This window comes from uncultured Clostridium sp., assembly GCF_963515715.1.
Lineage (GTDB): Bacteria > Bacillota > Clostridia > Clostridiales > Clostridiaceae > Clostridium_AW.
Genome location: NZ_CAUPZS010000005.1, coordinates 44,814 through 65,839, shown reverse-complemented (window position 1 = coordinate 65,839; position 21,026 = coordinate 44,814). Strand labels below are relative to the sequence as shown.

General features: G+C 30.0%; 20 protein-coding genes. 18 read left to right on the top strand and 2 right to left on the bottom strand.

Features of this window, described 5'->3' with window-relative positions; all coding sequences use genetic code 11:
- The 7 genes from cphA to spoIIR all read left to right on the top strand — a co-directional run bounded on the left by cphA (nucleotide 1) and on the right by spoIIR (nucleotide 8,380).
- A complete protein-coding gene (gene cphA / locus RYO54_RS05890; protein ID WP_315116654.1) occupies nucleotides 1–2,616 on the top strand; it encodes a cyanophycin synthetase in 2,616 nt (871 codons plus the stop codon).
- 67 nt (nucleotides 2,617–2,683) lie between these two features.
- On the top strand, nucleotides 2,684–3,526 hold the full coding sequence (gene ispE / locus RYO54_RS05885; protein ID WP_315116653.1) for a 4-(cytidine 5'-diphospho)-2-C-methyl-D-erythritol kinase: 843 nt from the start codon (nucleotides 2,684–2,686) through the stop codon (nucleotides 3,524–3,526).
- A gap of 191 nt (nucleotides 3,527–3,717) precedes the next feature.
- A complete protein-coding gene (locus RYO54_RS05880; RefSeq protein WP_315116651.1) occupies nucleotides 3,718–3,912 on the top strand; it encodes a CLC_0170 family protein in 195 nt (64 codons plus the stop codon).
- A gap of 26 nt (nucleotides 3,913–3,938) precedes the next feature.
- Complete coding sequence (locus tag RYO54_RS05875) at nucleotides 3,939–5,396, top strand: spore germination protein (RefSeq protein WP_315116649.1); 1,458 nt, start codon at nucleotides 3,939–3,941, stop codon at nucleotides 5,394–5,396.
- A gap of 16 nt (nucleotides 5,397–5,412) precedes the next feature.
- A complete protein-coding gene (locus tag RYO54_RS05870) occupies nucleotides 5,413–6,525 on the top strand; it encodes an endospore germination permease (protein ID WP_315116648.1) in 1,113 nt (370 codons plus the stop codon).
- Nucleotide 6,526: 1 nt separating this feature from the next.
- Entirely contained in the window at nucleotides 6,527–7,708 is a 1,182-nt protein-coding gene (locus RYO54_RS05865) for a Ger(x)C family spore germination protein (protein WP_315116646.1), read from the top strand.
- A 75-nt stretch (nucleotides 7,709–7,783) separates the two neighbouring features.
- Entirely contained in the window at nucleotides 7,784–8,380 is a 597-nt protein-coding gene (gene spoIIR / locus RYO54_RS05860; protein ID WP_315116645.1) for a stage II sporulation protein R, read from the top strand.
- A 34-nt stretch (nucleotides 8,381–8,414) separates the two neighbouring features.
- Here the strand turns inward: spoIIR and RYO54_RS05855 are convergent, their stop codons facing one another.
- On the bottom strand, nucleotides 8,415–9,560 hold the full coding sequence (locus RYO54_RS05855; protein ID WP_315116644.1) for an MGDG synthase family glycosyltransferase: 1,146 nt from the start codon (nucleotides 9,558–9,560) through the stop codon (nucleotides 8,415–8,417).
- Between the two features lie 228 nt (nucleotides 9,561–9,788).
- On the opposite strand from RYO54_RS05855, the gene ypeB reads away from it, so the two are divergent.
- The 8 genes from ypeB to rho all read left to right on the top strand — a co-directional run bounded on the left by ypeB (nucleotide 9,789) and on the right by rho (nucleotide 18,057).
- Entirely contained in the window at nucleotides 9,789–11,156 is a 1,368-nt protein-coding gene (gene ypeB / locus RYO54_RS05850) for a germination protein YpeB (RefSeq protein WP_315116643.1), read from the top strand.
- A 117-nt stretch (nucleotides 11,157–11,273) separates the two neighbouring features.
- Nucleotides 11,274–12,302, top strand: a complete 1,029-nt coding sequence (locus RYO54_RS05845) for a D-alanine--D-alanine ligase family protein (RefSeq protein WP_315116641.1) — start codon at nucleotides 11,274–11,276, stop codon at nucleotides 12,300–12,302.
- A 24-nt stretch (nucleotides 12,303–12,326) separates the two neighbouring features.
- The gene (locus RYO54_RS05840; protein ID WP_315116639.1) at nucleotides 12,327–13,310 is read left to right on the top strand and encodes a tRNA 4-thiouridine(8) synthase ThiI; all 984 of its coding nucleotides are present in this window, start codon (nucleotides 12,327–12,329) and stop codon (nucleotides 13,308–13,310) included.
- Between the two features lie 28 nt (nucleotides 13,311–13,338).
- Nucleotides 13,339–13,761: a DUF1934 domain-containing protein gene (locus RYO54_RS05835; protein WP_315116638.1), complete on the top strand. Its 423-nt coding sequence runs from the start codon at nucleotides 13,339–13,341 to the stop codon at nucleotides 13,759–13,761.
- A gap of 77 nt (nucleotides 13,762–13,838) precedes the next feature.
- A complete protein-coding gene (locus tag RYO54_RS05830; protein WP_315116636.1) occupies nucleotides 13,839–14,135 on the top strand; it encodes a hypothetical protein in 297 nt (98 codons plus the stop codon).
- Nucleotides 14,136–14,318: 183 nt separating this feature from the next.
- On the top strand, nucleotides 14,319–15,920 hold the full coding sequence (locus tag RYO54_RS05825) for a CTP synthase (RefSeq protein WP_315116634.1): 1,602 nt from the start codon (nucleotides 14,319–14,321) through the stop codon (nucleotides 15,918–15,920).
- Nucleotides 15,921–16,067: 147 nt separating this feature from the next.
- Complete coding sequence (locus RYO54_RS05820; RefSeq protein WP_315116632.1) at nucleotides 16,068–16,424, top strand: hypothetical protein; 357 nt, start codon at nucleotides 16,068–16,070, stop codon at nucleotides 16,422–16,424.
- Nucleotides 16,425–16,572: 148 nt separating this feature from the next.
- On the top strand, nucleotides 16,573–18,057 hold the full coding sequence (gene rho, locus RYO54_RS05815; protein WP_315116630.1) for a transcription termination factor Rho: 1,485 nt from the start codon (nucleotides 16,573–16,575) through the stop codon (nucleotides 18,055–18,057).
- 195 nt (nucleotides 18,058–18,252) lie between these two features.
- On the opposite strand, the gene rpmE is transcribed toward rho, so the two are convergent.
- Nucleotides 18,253–18,462 (bottom strand): 50S ribosomal protein L31, encoded by a 210-nt coding sequence (rpmE, locus tag RYO54_RS05810; protein ID WP_216440722.1) that lies wholly within the window; start codon nucleotides 18,460–18,462, stop codon nucleotides 18,253–18,255.
- 166 nt (nucleotides 18,463–18,628) lie between these two features.
- On the opposite strand from rpmE, the gene RYO54_RS05805 reads away from it, so the two are divergent.
- The 3 genes from RYO54_RS05805 to prmC are packed head-to-tail and all read left to right on the top strand — an operon-like array spanning nucleotide 18,629 to nucleotide 20,989.
- Nucleotides 18,629–19,216 carry a thymidine kinase gene (locus RYO54_RS05805; protein ID WP_315116624.1) on the top strand — a complete coding sequence of 196 codons (588 nt, stop codon included), beginning with the start codon at nucleotides 18,629–18,631 and terminating at the stop codon, nucleotides 19,214–19,216.
- Entirely contained in the window at nucleotides 19,216–20,130 is a 915-nt protein-coding gene (locus RYO54_RS05800; protein WP_315116622.1) for a DUF1385 domain-containing protein, read from the top strand. The genes RYO54_RS05805 and RYO54_RS05800 overlap by 1 nt, the downstream gene beginning before the upstream one ends.
- Entirely contained in the window at nucleotides 20,123–20,989 is an 867-nt protein-coding gene (gene prmC / locus RYO54_RS05795; protein WP_315116620.1) for a peptide chain release factor N(5)-glutamine methyltransferase, read from the top strand. Before RYO54_RS05800 ends, prmC begins: the two co-directional genes overlap by 8 nt.
- Nucleotides 20,990–21,026 lie beyond the last annotated feature (37 nt).

Sequence of the window (21,026 nt, the reverse complement as noted above, 5' to 3'; positions counted from 1 at the left end):
ATGAAAATTTTAAATCACAAGTATTATAGTGGGAGAAATATATATTGCCATAGACCGTGTATAAAGATGGAGATAGATCTAGAGGGTTTTAAGGATGTTCCTAGTAAAGATATTGATGGATTTAATGAGAAATTAATTCAATTATTGCCCATATTAAAAGAGCATAGATGTGGAATAGATGAAGAAATGGGATTTGTAAAGAGATTATATGAAGGAACTTATCTTGCCCATATATGCGAGCATATATGCATTAGTTTACAAGACATGATAGGGTTAAAGGGTGGCTATGGAAAGGCTAGGGAAATAGAGGGAGATATATATTTCATAATCTATGAAGCTGAATATGAAAAAACGGCAATTGAAATAGGAAAAATTGCTGTGATTATAATAAATTCTCTAATAAGTAATAAAGAAATTAATATAGAGGAAGCAATATATAAACTTAGAGAAGTATTAAAACTTGAGCAATTAGGTCCTAGCACTGTAGCTATTATAAGAGAAGCAAAAAATAGAAAAATTCCATATATAAGAATTGGAGAGGGGAGTATCTTTCAATTAGGATATGGAAGTACTTCTAGAATGGTAGAGGCTACTATAAGTGCAAAAACTTGTGGATTGGCTATAGACATAGCATGCGATAAGCTTTTAACAAAAGAAGTATTGTATAATCAATGTTTACCTGTAGCTGAGGGTTCGCAGGTTATAAACCCTGTCCAGATGTTAATGGAGGCAGGGAGAATTGGATATCCAGTGGTATTGAAACCTAGATTTGGGAATCAAGGTAAAGGGGTATTCGTTAATTTGAGAAACGAAAGAGAACTTATGCAAGCATATAATAGCATATTAGAGGATTATAAAGATATAATTATAGAAAAACATGTAGTTGGAAAAGACTTTAGGGTTTGTGTTGTAAACTATGAAGTGGTGGCAGTTTCGGAAAGAGTACCTCCATACGTTGTGGGAGATGGAGTTACAACTATTATAGGATTAATACACAAATTAAATGAAGACAGTAGAAGAGGGGATGACCATGAAAAACCTCTTACAAGAGTAAAGATAAATAAAGAATTAATTAATTATATTTGGAAAAATTCATATTCATTAGACTCTATTCCTAAAAAGGGAGAAAAGGTAACTTTAAGAGAAAACGCAAATCTTTCTACTGGAGGAGTTGCCATAGATTGTACGGATATTATATGTGAAGAAAATATTGAAATATGTAAAAGGATTGCCAAGACAGTGGGACTGGATATATGCGGAATAGACATTTGTTGTACGGATATATCAAAAACGATAGATGGCGCTATTATAGAGGTTAATGCAGCGCCTGGCATAAGGATGCATGAACATCCTTATGAGGGTGAAAGCAGAAATGTTGGAGGAGCTATAGTAGATATGTTATTTAAAGAAATACCTAAACAGATCCCTGTCATATCTATAACAGGTACTAATGGTAAAACTACAACTGCTCGATTAATATCATATGTTTTATCTTTAGCAGGATATAGAACTGGCTTAACTACCACTGGAGGCATATATATAAATAACCAATGCATAGATAAAGGAGATACAACAGGCTATGATAGTGCCATGACTGTGTTAACTAATAGTGAAGTAGAAGTAGCGGTTTTAGAAACAGCAAGAGGTGGAATTATACGCAAGGGTCTTGCTTATGACTTGGCGGATGTAGGCATAATAACCAATATAACTTCAGATCATTTAGGCATTGATAATATAGATACGTTAGAAGAATTAGCTTTCGTAAAATCTTTGGTAGTAGAGGCTGTAAAAGATGATGGGTATGCAATACTTAACGCAAATGATCATATAAGTATTACATTATTAAATAGGATAAAAGGCAATGTTATCCTATTTTCAAAGGATGAGAACAATTCTACTTTAATAGAACACATGAAAAATGGAGGATACGGAATATATTTATCAAATGATTTTATTTATGTAGAAAAGGATAAGAATATATCCCCTATAATAAAAGTTAAAGATATAAAGATTACTTTAGATGGAAAGCTTGAGTATAATATAGAAAACGCCATGGCAGCATGTGCTGCATTGATTAGTTTGGGAGTAGATTATTCAGTTATAAGAAAAGGTCTACAGAGCTTTTATCTTGATGAAGTACATAATCCTGGAAGATTTAATCTATATAAATTAAATGATAGTACAGTTGTTCTAGATTATGCCCATAATATTGAAGGGTATAAAGCTGTAATAGACGGAATAAAAAAGCTAGATTATAAAAGATTAATTGGCATAATAGGAGTACCTGGAGACAGAAAAGATGAAGACATAATTAAATTAGGAGAGATTGCAGGAGAAAATTTTGAGTATATATATATAAAAGAAGACAGTGACAAAAGATGTAGAAAAGAAGGAGAAGTAGCATCGTTACTAAAAAAAGGTGTTATAAAAAGTGGAATCGATGAAAGGAATATAAAAATAATTCTAGAAGAAAAACAAGCTTTAAAAAAGGCAATAGAAGAATGCAGAAAGGGAGACTTGATTATAATATTCTTTGAAAATTATGAGCCGCTACTTGAAATTGTCAAGAAAGAAATAAAGCAATCTAATAATAAATCTGGTGAAGCCTTGGCATAAGTATTTATTATTTATAAAAAAAGCTATACAATTATATGTATAGCTTTTTTATATAAGGAGGTTGATTATGAAGAGTAAATCCTACGCTAAGGTGAACTTATCCCTTGATGTGCTGGGAAAAAAGGAAAATGGGTATCACTTATTAAGTATGATAATGCAATGCATAGATCTATACGATACCATAGAAGTTAAAGAAATTAATAATGGAATAAAGGTTCATTGCGATAAAGTCAATATACCAACAGATAAAAGAAATTTAGTGTATAAGGCTGCTGATATATTTATAGAGAAATATAAAATAAATAAGGGAGTAGAAATTTATATAGGGAAAAATATTCCCGTAGAAGCTGGACTAGGAGGAGGAAGCAGTAATGCAGCTATAGTATTAAAGATGATGAGAGATATGTTCAAGCCTGAGATAAGTGATGAAGAATTAGTTATACTAGGTGAGAAACTAGGAGCTGATGTACCATTTTTTATTTATGGCGGCACAGCCCTTTGTGAAGGTATAGGTGAAATAATAACACCATTAGAGAAATTTAGTGACCATATTATGGTTTTAGTTAAACCAAACTTTGGTGTATCTACAAAGGATGTTTATGAGGATATTGATAAGATTACAATACATAATCGTCCTAATATGGATGAAATCATAAAATATATAAATGAAAATAATTTAGAGAATTTATGTAAGGATATGGTGAATGTTCTGGAATTAGTTACGCTGGAGAAGTATCCAGAATTATTAGAGATAAGAAGAGATATGAAAGACTTAGGTAGTATAGGTACATTAATGAGTGGAAGTGGTTCAACTATATTTGGTTTTTTTGAAAACCACCAATCAGCTGAAAGGTGTTATAATTTCATGAGAGATAAATATGATGAAGTTTTTATTAGTAAAACAATATAATTTTATAGCTATAGTAAAAAAATATAATTAGAAACTAGAAGGAATTTTGTGGAGCAAGATTCCTTTTTTATATTTTATAAAAAATTATATTAATAAGAGAAATTGTTTGTTTTTAACTCCAATGAATAATTAATTCTTATATGTAAAAAATAATTAAGAATTATGAAAAAGGAATTAGAGGGATAAATATTATGTATATAATAAAACTTTTTGATAAGTATTTACTTATGCTAGTTGCTTTTCAAGCTTTTGTGGCTATTTTTATAGATAGTATAAGTTTTAAAAGAGCAAATATGCTTAAAAGTGCTAAACAAATAAAATTAATAGGAATAATTATGTTTTTTGTAACATTGATGTTGTATATTATATCTAAAATTTATTATTGAAGTTGTTAGAATGAGGGGTGAATAATATGAAAGAGGTAATAAGGGACGATATATTCAAAAATTTAGATGAAAATACAGAATATCTAAAAGAATTGATGGACGGAAATTCGGATATTGTATTTAGAGAGTTCTATATAGATGAAACAAAAGCACTGCTAATGTACATAGATGGAATGGCAGACAAATTGCTTTTAAATGATTTCGTTTTAGAAACTTTAATGTGTAACTGGAAAGAGGTAAAAATCGAAGATTTAAAGGATAAGATATTGACCGTTACGGATTTAAAGGAATTAGAAAAGTTAAGTGAAGCTGTAGATGCTGTATTGTCTGGAGATACTTTGTTATTGGTTCATGGAATGGAAACCTGTTATGTAATTGCTTCGCGTTTTTCGCCTGCAAGAGGAGTATCGGAGCCTTCGCGTGAAACTGTAATAAGAGGAGGTAGGGACGGATTTACTGAAACAATGAGATTTAATACAGCCTTGGTAAGAAGAAGGATAAGGGATACGAAGTTAAAAATAGTACCTAAAATCTTAGGGGCCAGATCTAAAAGTAATGTGGTAATAATGTATATAGAAGATATAGCACAAAACCAAATAGTTGAAGATGTATTAGATAGAATAGAAAAAATTGATATTGATGCTGTATTAGATAGTGGCTATGTAGAACAATTAATTGAGGATAATAAGTGGTCTATATTTCCTCAAACTCAAAGTACTGAAAGACCAGACGTGGTAGCAGCAGCATTATATGAAGGGAGAGTAGCTATATTAGTTGATAACTCTCCTTTTGCTGTAGTAGTGCCAGCTACTCTACCAAATTTATTTCAAAGCCCGGATGATTATTATCAAAGATGGATGTATGGTTCTATATTAAGAATTATAAGATTTTTATCTTTAATTATATCAATTATATTACCTAGTATGTATGTGGCAGTAAGTTCTTTTCATCCTTCAATAATACCATCAAAATTAGCATATTTTATCGCGGCTTCTAGAGAAGGAGTTCCATTCCCTGCCTTTGTTGAGGCTATAATTATGGAGATAAGCTTAGCCCTGCTTACGGAATCAATTATTAGGTTACCCAAACCAATTGGCGCTACAATAGGAATAGTAGGGGGATTAATTATAGGGCAGGCGGCAGTTAGCGCGGGTATAGTTAGTCCAATAATGATTATAATTGTAGCTCTTACTACCATTACAAGTTTTACCACTCCAAATTATGAAATTACATCTGCTTTTAGGATAGTAAGATTTTTATTAATAATAAGTTCGGCAATTATGGGACTATATGGAATTGTATTATGTTTACTAGTAGTTTTAGCACATCTTATTAGGTTAAAAAGTTTTGGAGTTCCATATTTATCACCTTTTGTTAATATGAATAAAAAAGATTTTAAAGATATGATAATAAAATTTCCACTAAGATTCATTAAAGAGAGACCTGAATATATGAATACAAAAGATAAAATTAGACAGAAATAAAATAATATTAGAGGTGATGAATGTGAAGGATAAAAATTTTATATCAAATTATGGGCTATTTTCCACTTTAGTTGTAACTATTGTAGGAGTCAATGTATTTTCATACCCTAGTGAGCTGGCTAATATTTTAGGGGTGGAGGGGTGGATAGCGATAATTATAAGTGGAATTATTGCTATTTTGTTTATTTATATGTTAAATAGAATGATCAAGAATAACAATTACAAGCATATTTATGAGATATTTATAAATAGTTTTGGCCAAATATTTGGAAGAGTAACATCTTTATTTTTTGTTTTTTATTCAATTTATTTTGTATCTTTAGGATTAAGGATTTTTACTGAAGAAATAAAGATGTATATGTTAGAAAAGACTCCAACGGAATTTATATTTTTAATAACAATATTAGTAGGGGCTTACATTGTAAGAGGGGAAATTGATAATTTAATTAAATTTAATGAAATAAGTTTTTGGGTTATGTTTATACCTGTGATATTAATATTTGTATCTTCTATACATGATGCTGATTTTACAAACTTATTACCTATTTTTAACCAGCCAATTCCTAATTATATAAAGGGTGCTACTTTAGGTATAAATAGATATATAGGATTTGAAATATTGATTTTAATTATTCCCTTTGTAAAGGAAAAAGAGGATATCTTAAAAATCACTACAAAGGGAATAGTTTTTGTTATTTTGTTTTATATATTAATTTTTGTATTAGCTATAGGTTTTTTTGGAAAAGAACAAACAAAATTATTGTTATGGCCTACCATAACCATGATGAAATCTGTTGACATACCAGGTTATTTCATTGAAAGATGGGAAGGTATAATGATGAGTATTTGGATAATATTCTACTTTACGACTTTTGTAAATCATTATTATTTTTCTTCAGATGTATTAAGGAAAGTTATGGATTATAGAGATATAAAGTTATCTACTACTATATTAGTTCCATTTATATATTTAATTGCTTTATATCCTAAAGATATTTCTGAGGTGTATATGTTTTCTAAAACCTATATGTCAATATTCTTCGCAATAAATATAATTATAGTAATATTAGCCTTATTTATATCCTCTATGAAGGGAGGGAAGAAGCCTGACGTAATATCGGGTGAATAATATGAAAATAAAAAAAATAATCCCTTTGTTATTGATAACATTTTTATTAGTAGGTTGTTGGGATAAAGTGGAAATAGATAGAAGAAGTTTTGTAGGAACTATAGGAATAGATGCTGGAGAAGAAATAAGTAAACAAAAGGATTTTAAAAAGTTGAAACCTGATGAACCATTTAGTGATAATAATATAAAAATATTAAATATTACCTATGCGTTCCCTGATATAAGTCAATTAGGTCCAGAAAAGGGAGGAGTGGCAGTAGATAAAAGTATAAATGTGGATGCCTATTCAATGGAAGATGCATTTAGTAAAGCAACTTCTAAAAGTAGTAGGAGTATGAGCTTTTCTCATTCTAAACTCATAATATTTGGTAATAATTTTTTTTCTTATCCTGAAGTTGTAAAAGAGGTATTAGACTATTTACAGAGGCAGCCATCTGTAAATCGAGATATGTTAGTTGTTGCAGCTGAAGGGAAAGTAGAAGATTATATAAATGAAAAGGGTTTAATGGAAAAAAATATTCAATCATATATATATGGACTCATTGAAAATAGTGATAGAAATAGTAGTATAGTTCCAGTAGATTTAAATGAATTCTTGCAAAGTTTAACAAGAAATGGAGATGCAATATTACCTTATTTAACTATAGAAAAAGAAAAAGAAAAAGATGAAGTACAATTATCTGGCGTGTGTATTATTAAAAATTATGAGTTTAAAGGAATATTATCAGCAACAGAAACTGCTAATGTTAAAATGTTAAGAGGAAAGTTAAAAGGAGGAAAAAAGGTAATATATATAGATGGCCATCCTATAGACTTTGAGATAAGTGGCATGGAAAGAAAGATAAAATTAAAGAATGATAAAGAAAAATTAAGCTTTAATATTGATATAGATTTGGAAGGAGAAATAAAAGGGTATTATGTAGGAAATAAACTGTTAGGGGATAGTAATTTACAGGAGATAGAAGGGTATTTTAATAAAGGTTTAAAAGAAGAAATGGAAGCCACAGTTAAAATGATTCAAGAAAAGCACAATATTGATTTATTTGGTTTAAATAATTATGTTGAAAAATACCATCCAAAGGTTTGGGAAAGAGTAAAAGACGATTGGGAGGAGGAGTTTAAAAATCTTCCTATTACAGTAAATATAAATACCCATATAAGAAGAGTAGGAGTTAAAAAATAAAATTATAAAGTATGTATAATATACAATGTTATGGTAATAATAGGTAATAAGTTAATGGATGTTAGGGGGGTATTTATGAAAAAACTTGTTGCTATTATTACTATATTTTTTTTAGGATTTAGTATATATAATGTGTCTAATTCGTGGACAAGAACTGATGAAGACATTTATAGTAAAGTTATAAGATTTCATGTAATAGCTAATAGTGATTTACCAGAAGATCAAAATTTAAAGCTAAAAGTAAGAGATGAGGTTTTGGATTACATTTATCCTAAACTAAAGGAAAGTAAAGATATAAATCAATCAAGAAATATATTGAAGGACAATAGTGAAAATGTAAAAAAACTATCTCAAAAAGTTGTGTACGATAATGGATATAAATATAATGTGGATGTAAAATTATTAGTAGATAATTTTCCAATAAAAAGCTATGGGAATATTACTTTACCACAGGGTCAATATGAAGCGTATAAAATAATAATAGGAGATGGTAAAGGGCAAAATTGGTGGTGTGTTATGTTTCCGCCATTGTGTTTTATAGATATTACAAAAGGTGAAGTAGACGTTAAAGAAACAGATGAGATTATGAAAGAAATATTGGATGAAAATGCGTCAAATAAAATTGAGTTAAAGTTTAAAGGATTAGAAATTATTAAAAAAATTATTAAATAATATAATAAGCCACTCTTTATTAAAGAGTGGCTTATTATATTATGGATAATTCCTCTGATTCATTTTGTTGAATAAGTTTTTTTAAAAGCAAGCAAAGGTTTTCGCCAGCTTTTGGTTTAGAGAAGTTTTTGATGTTCACCTTCATCTGTTTAAGCCTGTTTTGTTGATGCAACAATCCTTCAATAATGTAAGCTGCATTGTCTTCTTTTAAATATACGGCTAAGTCATGCTTTAATAAAAATTCAGCATTCTTTTCTTCTTGACCAGGTATTGGAGAAAATAATGCCATAGGTAAATCACATATTAAAGCTTCGGTTATTGTTAGACCGCCGGGTTTGGTCAATAATAAGTCTGATGCTTGCATATATTTATTAACTTCATCTGTAAATCCTATTATATGAGCTTTTTTATTTCCTATTGTAATATCATTATATTTTACTAAATCATTATAAAGTTTTTTATTATTGCCTGTTATTACTATTATTTGAAGATGCTCATCAACTTGAAGAATGTCCTCAAATACCTCTTCTATTTTACCAAGACCTAGGCTACCACCCATAACAAGCAAAGTTTTTACATTTGGAGATAAACCTATTTCTTCTAAGGTTTCTTTTCTATCATATTTTCTAAGAAATTCAGGACTAACTGGTATACCTGAATCATAGATTATATCTCTTGGAATACCTTTTGATGAAATTTCATCTACCATATCAGAATTGGATACAATATATGCATCTATGCAAGGATGTATCCAAAAACTATGGGGAGCATAGTCTGTGAGTATGGAAATAATAGGTACATCTGTTTTGTGCTTAACTTTTAATATTGATAGCATTTCTGTTGGAAAAGGATGAGTGGCTATCATAATATCAGGATTAAAATTATTAATCAGTGGCATAAGTTTAAAAGTCATTATTTCATTAAATTTCGCACTGATTAAAGCTAAACCATAGTCAGACTCAGTATAATCATATAATTTCCCAAAAATAGATGGACTTATTTTTAGTGATTTTAAATAACTTCCTATTACTACTTTGTCGATTATGGGATTAATATATCTTAATGTATCTATTATTATCACTTCTGAATCAGGATCATTAAGCTCAATATGTCTTTTTACTGCTTCTGCAGCTTTAGCATGGCCTGCACCAGCAGACACTGAAAAAATTATAGCTTTCATAAAATACTGTTTCCCCTTTCATAAAATAAAATTACTTGAACTTACTAGGAAAACTCATTTATAAATATTTTACACCATTTTTATTAATAATATAAGTTGAATAAGCTTAAGAATTCATTAAATATTATTCCCATATTATTATTTTTAATCATAAAACTAAAATAATTTATGAATAAATAGTCAAAATATAACAGATAATAAAGAGAGAAAAATATTGGAGGGATTGCTATGAAGATGAGCAAAAAAAGAATTATATATACTGTTGCGGTCACATTGATAGTAGTATTTTCATCAACCTTTGCTATCCTTATGACGCTAGAGAGAACAGATTATAGAAATTACTTACAGGCAGAGTATAGTAAAAATATGTATGAATTGATTAGCTCGGTTCAAAACATAAGGGTAAATTTAAGCAAAGCACCTATAGTTGGTTCCAGAGAACAAAGTATAATAGTTTTTGAAGAAATATTTAGACATTCTGCTATGGCTAACGATAAACTTGACTCTTTGCCCATATCGCAAGACGCAGTAGAAAATACTAATAAGTTTTTATCTCAAGTAGGGGACTTTTGTTATAGTCTAGCTACAGCAGCATCAGAAGGGAAAGCTTTAGAAGAAAAAGATTATAAAAATATTGAGGATTTGAAGAATAGATCCTTTGAATTAGAGGCAAGACTAAGTGCAGTATCAGATGATATAAATCAAGGAAAAGTTAAGTGGGGAGAACTAAGAAAAAAAGTAGGTGGTGTATTTGCTAAAGAACGACCAGAAGTATTAGTAGAAAAATTTAAAGGTATTCAAAAGCAAGTTGCACAATATCCCGCATTGATATACGATGGACCTTTTTCAGATAACATAGTAGAAATAGAGCCAAGAATTAATAAAGAAAAAGAAATCTCATCAAAACAAGGTGAGGAAATAGCAAGAAAAATTATTGGAAACAATAGAGTAGAATCAATAAAGCTGATTAATAGGGAAAGCAATACAAGAATACCATCATACTCTTACGAGGTAGCGATAAAAGGAAGAGGAGATAAAAGTAAAGTTATTTGTGAGATAAGCAAACATGGTGGAAAAGTTGTGTATCTTTTAGATAGTAAAGGTGTATCGGAGGCAAAAATATCCAGAGATAAGGCTATTCAATTAGGAGCTGATTACCTAAAAAAAGTTGGATATGACGGTATGATACCGATGTATTCATTAAATTATGCAAATACGGCTGTAATTAGCTATGTATATAAACAAGATGATGTAGTAATTTATCCTGATCAAGTAAAAATAAAAATAGCCTTAGATGATGGAAATGTAATAGGTATTGAATCAGAACAATTCTTAGTTTCTCACAATAAAAATAGAGATATAAAGAAGCCGAAAATAAGTGAAGAGGAAGCTAGAAAAAGGGTTGGTAAAAAACTTAACGTTACTTCTACAAGATTAGCTATAGTACCTACTGAAATGCATAAAGAAGTATTATGCTATGAGTTCGCAGGAAATTATAATAACCAGGATTTCATAGTTTACATAAATGCTGATACTGGATTTGAACAAAGAATTATAGAGATAATAGATACTCCTAATGGACAATTAACTATGTAATAAATTAATTTATTAATTCTGTTTTTATGATAAAATAATATAGTGACTATTTAATTGTTGTGTTAATATATATTAACACAACAATTAAATTTATTATTAGTATGAGGAGCGGTTAGAATGAAGAAAAAAATAGCTATTCTTTTTGGTGGACAATCTACTGAGCATGAAGTATCAATAGTATCAGCAACTTCGGTGTTAAATAATATTGACAATAGTAAATATGAGGTCTATCCAATAGGAATAACAAAGGATGGAAAGTGGTTTTCTTATAAAGGCGATATTAATAATATAAAAACAGGAGATTGGGAGAAGGACGAAAAAAATAAATTAGCTAATGGACAAAATATATTATTTAATAGAGAAGTAGATGTTGTTTTCCCGGTATTACACGGAATGTATGGGGAAGATGGAACAGTACAGGGACTGTGTAAATTATTGAAGTTACCATTTGTTGGACCAGGAGTTTTATCATCCGCTTTATGCATGGATAAAATATATACTAAATATGTTCTAGAAAAGTTTGAAATAAAACAAGCTGCATATGTTGTTGTAAATAAATACAATTATCATGATAATAAGATGGATATAATTGAGGAAATAGAAAAAAAGTTAGGATATGATGTTTTCGTAAAGCCAGCAAATAGTGGCTCTTCAGTTGGAATAACTAAAGCTCATAACAGAGAAGAGTTAGAGAGTGGATTAGAAGAAGCTTTTAAACATGATAAGAGAATTTTAGTAGAAGAAGCAATTAATGCGCGAGAAGTTGAAGTGGCTGTACTTGGAAATGAAGATGCAAAAGCTGCGGTTCCAGGAGAGATTATCCCTGCAAAAGAATTTTATGATTATGAAGCTAAATACAATAATGAAAATTCTAAGTTATTAATACCTGCGAATTTAAATGAAAAAGAAGAGAAAGAAATTAAGGATTTAGCAATAAGAATTTATAACCTTCTAGATTGTGAAGGATTATCTAGAGTAGACTTTTTAATGGATAAGGAAACAGGAGAGTTTTACTTTAATGAAATAAATACTATACCTGGATTTACTCAAATAAGTATGTATCCAAAGCTATGGGATGCGTCAGGGAAAAGTTATTCAGAGCTTATAGATGAATTAATATATTTAGCAATAACTAGAGATGTATAATAAAAACTAGAAAGGTGATTATGTATGACAAAAGCTTTAGCTATGATATCAGGGGGGCTAGATAGTATTCTAGCAGCCAAACTAATGAAAGAACAGGGTATAGAGGTAATTGGAATATGTTTCAAATCTCATTTTTTTAATGAAGATAGTGCTTTGAAAATGACTAGACAGATAGGTATCCCATTGAAAGTTGTAGATTTTGCTAAGGAGCACTTTAAAATTGTAAAGCACCCTAAGTTTGGTTATGGGAAGAATATGAATCCTTGTATTGATTGCCATAGCTTGATGATGAATTATACAGGTAAGTTATTAGATGAATTAGAGGCTGATTTTATAATAACTGGAGAAGTGCTGAATCAAAGGCCTATGTCTCAAAATAGATCTGCCTTAGATATAGTAAAGAAGCATTCAGGATTTAGTGATAAAATATTAAGGCCCCTTTGCGCTAAGAATTTACAACCTACTGAAATGGAGTTAAGTGGATTGGTAGATAGGGAAAAGTTGCTTGATATATCTGGAAGAGGAAGAAAAGTTCAAATGGAATTAGCAGAGAAATGGGGGATTAAGGAGTATCCTTCCCCAGCGGGTGGATGTAAATTGACTGAACCGAATTATTCTAGAAGACTTAAAGAATTATTAGAACATATTAAAGAACCTAGCGATAAAGATTTAGAGCTTTTGAGATATGGAAGGCATTTTAGAATATCTCCTAATGCAAAGATTATTTCTACTAGAACAAAGGTAGAAGGAGATGAAGTAAAAAAATACTTAGGTGAAGAGGATTGGATCCTTTTTGCTACAGATTATAACGGATCTATGGTCTTAATTGTTGGAGAGCCTAGTGAAGAAGATTTTGAACTTGCTGCAAAGATCACTGGCAGATATTCTAAAGGTAAAGATGAAGATAGTGTAAAAGTTAAATATGGAAAATTTAAAAGTTCACTAAATAATTCTATATGGGTAGAACCTGCAACGGAAGAAGAGATAAATAAATATATTATACAATAGAATTTAAGTTAGGAGGTGATGTCTTCCTATGAAAAAAAATGTCCTTGTTTCTGTATCAAGTATGCAATCAAAAAAGAAGGAAGATATTGTTGAAGTAGTTACTCCGGGTAATTTTTATAAAAAGGAAAATTGTTACTACGTAGTTTATGATGAAACAGAACTGGCAGGTATGGAGGGAACTACAACAACTTTTAAAATCAATTGTAGTGACAATAAATTTTCTCTAATAAGGATGGGAACAACAAGTACTAGAATGAACTTTGAGAATGATAAAGATGATATAGTACTTTATAATACTCCTTATGGACCACTAGAACTAAAGATTGATACTAAAAAGTTAAATATTAGTGTGGATGATGATGGAGGAGATATACTTATTGATTACAATTTAAGTATTTCAGGTCAAAAGCCTCAAAATACATTATTGAAGATAAACATAAAAGCACAATAGTTTAAAGCTATTGTGCTTTTATGTTTAAAATTAGATATATTGGATATTATTGCTAATAAAGAGGTGGAGATGATAACATGAAATATTTTAATAGTGAAATTCATTATGATAAAATCATTGAACTATTGTGTGGATATAAAGGCATAAAAAAAGAGGAATTGGTTGAAATATTGGTAGATGAGGAATGCAAATATTTATTATTTCTATTACTAAAAAAATATAATTGCGTAGATATAGAAAGATTAAAAAAAGATTTTCAAATTAAAAGTGGAAATAAAGTGAAAAATGATTTAGAAAAAGCTGAAGAAAAATTAATGTTTAATAAAAGAATAAGAGATATGTATTTTGAGGCGGAAAATATATTAGAAAAGTAAAGACAAAAAATAGTAGAAAAAAATCTACATATATGTTATCATAAACTTTATGTAATTATAAATACAATAATCCCATTTTAATGATGAGGTAATTTTTATTATAATATGATTATTAGTATTTGTCAACATAAATTTTAAAGTTGGGGGTGAAGTTTGCTCTATTAACTTATAGGGCATGATTTTATGAGTGATTCTAAATATATATTTGTTACTGGTGGAGTAGTATCTTCTTTAGGAAAAGGAATAACTGCAGCTTCTTTAGGGAGGTTATTAAAAAACAGAGGATTAAAAGTTTCTATTCAAAAATTTGATCCATATATAAACATAGATCCGGGAACAATGAGTCCATATCAACATGGGGAAGTATTTGTTACTGATGATGGAGCGGAAACAGATTTAGACTTAGGTCACTATGAAAGATTTATTGATGAGAGCTTAAGTAGAAATAGCAATATAACTGCGGGTAAGATATATTGGTCAGTTATAAATAAGGAGAGAAAAGGGGAATACTTAGGGGGAACGGTGCAAGTAATTCCGCATATAACTAATGAAATAAAAGAAAGAGTATATAGAGTGGGAAAAGAAAGAGATGTTGATGTAGTTATAACAGAAATCGGCGGTACCGTTGGAGATATAGAATCTCTACCTTTTTTAGAAGCTATAAGACAAATAAAATATGATGTTGGAAGAGAAAACGTTTGTTTTATTCATGTGACTTTAATTCCTTATTTAGGTAAATCCGGCGAGTTAAAAACTAAACCAACCCAACATTCGGTAAAGGAATTAAGAGGGATAGGTATTCAACCGGACATTATAGTTTGCCGTTCAGAAAAATTTATATCTGAGGATTTAAAAAGTAAAATCGCGTTATTTTGCAATGTGGATCAAGGATCAGTAATACAAAATTTAGATGCAGAAAATTTATATGAAGTTCCATTGATGCTTCATGGTGAAGGACTAGATAGACTGGTTTGTGAAAAATTGAATTTAAATTGTAAACAAGAAATAGATAATTTCCAGTGGAGGGAAATGGTAAATAAAGCGAAGTCTTTGTCGAAGAAGGTTACCATAGGCTTAGTGGGTAAGTATGTTGAATTACATGACGCATATATTTCAGTGGTGGAAGCATTAAGTCATGGTGGATATGCAAATGATGCCAATGTGGAAATAAAGTGGATAGACTCTTCACGTGTCACTAAAGAAAACGTAGGAGAAATTCTTAGAGGTGTAGATGGTGTATTAATACCAGGAGGTTTTGGAGATAGAGGTGCAGAAGAAAAGATAGAAAGTATAAAATGGGCCAGGGAGAATAAAACACCTTTACTTGGAATATGTTTAGGCATGCAATGTACAGTAATAGAATTTGCAAGAAATATTCTAGAATATAAAGATGCAAATAGTTCAGAAATTAATGCGAATACAGATCATCCAGTTATAGATTTAATGCCTGAGCAAAAAGATATTGATGAGAAGGGTGGAACAATGAGGCTTGGGTTATATCCTTGTAAATTAATTAAGGAAAGCAAAGCGTATGAAGCTTATGGAGAAGAAATTGTATATGAAAGACATAGGCATAGATATGAATTTAATAATGAATATAGAAATGAATTTATAGAGAAAGGATTAATCATATCAGGAACAAGCCCAGATGGAAGGCTTATAGAGATAGTAGAGGTTAAGGATCATCCTTGGCTAGTTGCAGCTCAGTTTCATCCGGAGCTAAAATCAAGACCTAATAGACCTCATCCTTTGTTTAGAGAATTCATAAAAGCAACTTTAAAATAAAAAGAGGGTGTACCAGAGAATGAATTTTAAGATTATTCTGGTACATCTTCTTTTATTTTAAAATAGTTAATTTTATAATTTGAAGGATTTTAATAATAAATATAGAAATTAATATATTAAGAAAAAGACCTTTAAAGAGGTGGTATTATGATATTAAAACCTAGTGTAAGTATTGCGATTAAAGGCGATAACGGCAAGTATGTTCTGGTAAATACTTCTTTATTTCGGTTTAGTAAGTGTATTCATGTATTTGATGTTATTGAAGAGGCGGAAATAGAGAATGGTGTTTTAAGCATTGGTATAATTTGTCCAATTTGTGGAGATAATCATAGATATAGTTTTTCATATAGGAAGTTAATTAATAAGGGAGTATTTATAGGGGGATGTGAAAAATTTGGTACTCCTGTATTATATATAGGTAATGAAGATAAAATACAAGTTAAAATATCAAAACATAATAATTCCCATAAGGATATATATGGGTTTTTATCCAGTGATTCTTAATTCCAGTCTAAATAAATGTAGATTAATATTTAAAAATAAGGTATAATAGCTAAGGTAGTATATCCTTTCCAACGTATTTCTTGATATTTTCCCAATGTGTTTATATATATTTTACAATTTAATATTTAAATAATGGAGGTGCAATTTTTTGTCAAACAACGATTTGGAAAACATGACATTAAATGAATTAAAAGATATAGCTAAGGAATTAGGTATAAAAAATTTATCAAAATATAAAAAAATAGAATTGATAGAGGAAATAAAAAGACTCTCTCCTATGCACATAGAGAAGGACGGAGTAATATTAAGGGAAAAAATAACTCCTAAAAATAATAAAGTTATAGAAGTGAATAATAACATAGATGATAATAAAGACAAGAAGTGTATAGAAAGCTCAAAGGAAGAAGTATTTTCAGAAAATTGCAAGAAGTCTGAGCCATTAGCAGATAATGATAAAGGTGAGGAAAAAAAGGAAAGGCTTATTGAAATGATTAATGAATCGGATACCGCTAAAGGGGTATTGGAGATAATTGAAACCAATAATTATGGATTTTTAAGAGGTAAGAATTATTTAACAGGACCTGATGATATATATGTATCTCCTTCTCAAATAAGAAGATTTAATTTAAAAACAGGAGATGAGGTAGAAGGCAAAGTTAGAACTCCTAAAGAAGGGGAGAAATTTAAAGCTTTGCTTTATGTAGAAAGGGTTAATGGGGAAGAACCTGAAAGAGCGGTAAGAAGAAGACCATTTGAGACATTGATTCCTATATATCCAAATAAGAGAATAAAATTAGAAATGAATAGCTCTGATTTATCAACTAGATTAATGGATATAATATGCCCTATAGGAAAAGGGCAAAGAGGAGTGATTGTTGCTCCGCCTAAAGCTGGAAAAACAACTCTGCTTAAGAAAATAGCTCAAAGCATTTCTATAAATCATCCAGAAGCAAAATTAATAGTATTATTAATTGATGAAAGACCTGAAGAAGTTACTGATATGCAAAGATCAATAAAAGGAGAAGTTATATACTCCACTTTTGATGAAGAACCTGAACATCATACAAAGGTTGCTTACATGGTTCTTGAAAGAGCGAAGAGAATGGTGGAGCAAGGACAGCACGTTATAATATTGCTTGATAGTATTACAAGGCTTTCAAGGGCGTATAATTTAACCATAACTCCTACTGGAAGAACTTTATCAGGAGGGTTAGACCCTGGAGCATTAATAATGCCAAAAAAATTCTTCGGTGCTGCGAGAAACATTGAAGAAGGTGGAAGCTTAACAATACTTGCTACAGCTTTAGTAGAAACAGGTAGTAGAATGGATGATATGATATTTGAAGAATTTAAGGGTACTGGAAATATGGAAGTTCATTTAGATAGAAAGCTTCAAGAAAGAAGAATATTCCCAGCAATAGACATATATAAATCTGGTACAAGAAAAGAAGATCTACTCCTTTCAACTAAAGAATACGAAGCGGCCTTTAACATAAGAAAAGTGTTATATAATGACAATAATACGCAAAATGTTACAGAGCAACTAATAAATATGTTGTTTAAAACTAAAGATAATGATGAATTTGTATCAATAATAAGTAAAATAGACTTTAAGGATAAAAATAATAAGTAAGATAAAGAGTGAGTTATAAACTTGCTCTTTTTTAATTGTACAAATATGGAATTAATTCCACGGTAGATGGTTTTGTAAAAAGTGACTATGGTAAATATGATATAATAAGAGGTATAGAAAAATAAAACAAATATAAGCCCGAATATCTGTAAATATTCGGGCTTATTTTGGTATTTTAAAGTCGAAATAACTAAATTATTCTTCATTAGCTATGTTGAATTTTTTCATGAACCTTTCAACTCTTCCGCCGGCGTCAACTATCTTCTGTTTGCCAGTAAAGAATGGATGGCATTTAGAGCATATTTCAACTTTAAGTTCTTTTTTAGTAGAACCTGTAGTAAAAGTATTTCCACATGCGCACTTAACTACCGCTTCTTGGTAATCTGGATGTATGCCTTCTCTCATTTTCTTTCACCTCTTTCGAATTCTAGATACTATATCTGAATTTTTAACTACTAAATTATAACATAGCTCTAATTCATTAGTCAATAAATTTTCATTACACTCTTTAATATGTTCTCCATGTCTGATAAAATATACTTGTTTTATAAAATACGAGGAGGAACAAATTATGTACGGACCAAATAATCATGGATGGATAGAGGTAATAGCAGGCCCTATGTATAGTGGTAAGTCTGAAGAATTAATAAGAAGAATAAGAAGAGCTAAAATTGCAAAACAAAAGATACAAGTGTTTAAACCAGAAATTGATAATAGATATAGTAAGGAAGATGTGGTATCCCACTGCGGAGATAAAGAGGGAGCTATCCCTGTGAGAAACTCTACTCAGATATTGGAGCTTATTGATGAAGATGTTGAAGTAGTGGCTATAGATGAAGCTCAATTTTTTGATGAGTTTATTGTGAAGGTAGTATGCGACATAGCAGATAAACATAAAAGAGTAATATGTGCAGGATTAGATATGGATTTTAAAGGTGAACCCTTTGGAAATATGCCTGAACTTATGGCGGTAGCAGAATTTGTGGACAAGATTCAAGCTGTATGTATGAAATGTGGAAGGCCAGCAACTAGAACTCAAAGATTGATTAATGGACAACCAGCTAGATATGACGATCCAATAGTTTTAGTAGGAGCTAAGGAATCTTATGAAGCTAGATGTAGAAAGTGTCATGAAATAATTAAAGATGGGGTGAGATGATGAAAAAAAACTGTTCTGTAGGAGGGCAGGCTCTCATTGAAGGGGTCATGATGAGAGGAACGCTAGGTATAGCCACTGCCATAAGAAAAAGCGATGGTGAAATTGTAGTAACAAAGGAAGAGTTTGTACCTTATTCAAAGAGGAGTAAAATATTAGGGATTCCCATCGTAAGAGGATTTGTTTCATTGATAGAATCTCTGATAATAGGAATGAAAAATTTAAACTACTCTGCTTCTTTTTTTGAAGAAGATATAGAAGAGTCTAAATTTGATAAGTGGCTTGAGAAGACCTTTAAAGATAAAAGTGAGAAGATTATAATGGGATTTTCCTTTTTTATTTCTATTATAATATCAATCACCTTATTTGTAGCCTTGCCTAATATAATAGCCAATTTATTCAAGAAAACTGGAATAGAAAATACGGTAATGTTAAATATAATAGAAGGAGTAATAAGGGTGACTCTTTTTATAATATATATATTATTTATAAGTAAAATGGAAGAAATAAGAAGGGTCTTTGAGTATCATGGTGCAGAGCATAAAACCATATTCTGTTATGAAAATGGAGATGAATTAACTCCAGAAAATGCAAAACAATACTCTAGACTTCATCCTAGATGTGGAACAAATTTTATGTTTTTGGTTATGATTGTAAGTATAATGCTATTTTCTCTTGTAGGATGGCAAAGTCTACCACAGAGGATAATATATAGGTTATTATTACTTCCACTTGTTTCAGGAATAACATATGAAATAATAAAATGGATGGGGAGAGGGAATAGTTCTTTATCCAAAATTATGGCGATGCCAGGGTTGGCGTTGCAAAAGATCACTACTAAAGAACCAGATTTATCTCAACTAGAAGTAGCTATAAAATCATTAAAGGCAGCGGAAGGAATAGAAGATAATGAATGATAGTGAATTTACCGTTGGAGAATTGTTAATTAAAGGATTTAATATTCTTAAAGAAGAAAACATACCTAGTTATAAATTAGACTGTCAGCTGCTATTAGGAAAGGCTATAAACAAAGATAAGTTATTTATTATGATAAATAGAGATTATAAAGTAAGTAAGAGTGAGACGGATGAGTATTTCAGGTTGGTGAATATTAGAAAGAACAAAATGCCTGTAAAGTATATATTGGGTGAATGCGAATTTATGAGCTTGAATTTTAATATAAAAAAAGGCGTGTTGATACCTAGACCGGATACAGAAATTTTAGTTGAAGAAGCAATTAATGATATAATAGGAAATGAATATAAGAATATTTGTGATCTTTGTTGTGGCAGTGGCATTATCGGTATATCTATAGCAAAGTATACAGATAATACGCATATAGATTGTTATGATATTGAAGAGATTCCACTAGAAGTGACAAGGGACAATATTTATTTAAATAACATGCAGGATAGAGTTAGTGTATATAAAAGCGATTTACTAATGTATGCTATAAAAGAAGATAAAAAATATGATATGATAGTATCAAACCCACCATATATAAAGGATATAGTAATAGAGGATCTTATGGATGATGTAAAAAAATTTGAACCCTATGAAGCGTTAAGTGGTGGAGAAGATGGGCTGGACTTCTATAGAAGAATTATAGAAGAAAGTAAAGTGGTCTTAAAAAAGAATGGAATAATAGCCTTTGAAATAGGATATGATCAAGGGGAGGATGTAATGAAGTTACTCAAAGAAAATAACTTTTCTAATATTGAATGTAAAAAAGATTTAGCTGGATTAGATAGAGTGATAAAAGGCAGAAAACTTTAGGATAAATTCATTGCATTAAATAAAAAAACTATGATAT